This window comes from Roseivivax isoporae LMG 25204, from assembly GCF_000521865.1.
GTDB classification, from domain to species: Bacteria; Pseudomonadota; Alphaproteobacteria; order Rhodobacterales; family Rhodobacteraceae; genus Roseivivax; species Roseivivax isoporae.
Genome location: NZ_JAME01000156.1, coordinates 1 through 525, shown reverse-complemented (window position 1 = coordinate 525; position 525 = coordinate 1). Strand labels below are relative to the sequence as shown.

The 525-nt window shown below is 71.0% G+C and carries 2 protein-coding genes; one reads left to right on the top strand and one right to left on the bottom strand.

Annotated features, from left to right (window positions below; translation table 11 throughout):
- The coding region (locus tag RISW2_RS23125; RefSeq protein ID WP_156944003.1) for a TonB-dependent receptor at positions 1–198 on the top strand (198 nt) is incomplete at its 5' end.
- 24 nt (positions 199–222) lie between these two features.
- Here the strand turns inward: RISW2_RS23125 and RISW2_RS23120 are convergent.
- On the bottom strand, positions 223–525 hold a 303-nt coding region (locus RISW2_RS23120; RefSeq protein ID WP_043775959.1), incomplete at its 5' end, for a type 2 periplasmic-binding domain-containing protein.

Genomic DNA, 525 nt, shown 5'->3' with positions numbered 1-525 from the left:
GTGGGCAGCTACTTCACGGTGGACCTGATGAGCCGCTACCAGGTCACGCCGAAGGACACGCTGATCGTCGGCGTCGAGAACCTGTTCAACCGCGACTATTACCCGCTCTACAGCCAGCTGATGCGCACCAGCACCAATACCAGCCGCCTGCCGGCCCCGGGCACGGTGCTGACCCTGACCTACCAGCATCGCTGGTAGGCCGGGAGGGCCCTGGCGCGGCGTTCAGCGCCAGGGCTGCCAGTCCACCCCCAGGTTCTCGCACAGCCAGGCGCAAAAGCCCGCGGCCAGCGCGTTGCGGCTGTCGCGGTGCACCAGCCAGCGCCAGGTCGGGCCGCGCACGGTCTGCGGCGTCATCGGCGCGAGCAGGCCGGCCTCGCTCGCGCGCCGCGCCAGCAGCGCCGCCACCAGGGCGATGCCCAGGCCCTGGCTGGCGGCGTCCAGCAACTGCCCCGGATCCGAGAAGTTCAGGCCGCTGTCGCGCTGGCCGACGTCGGCGCCGCCCTGCATGCGCCAATAGTTCCAGTC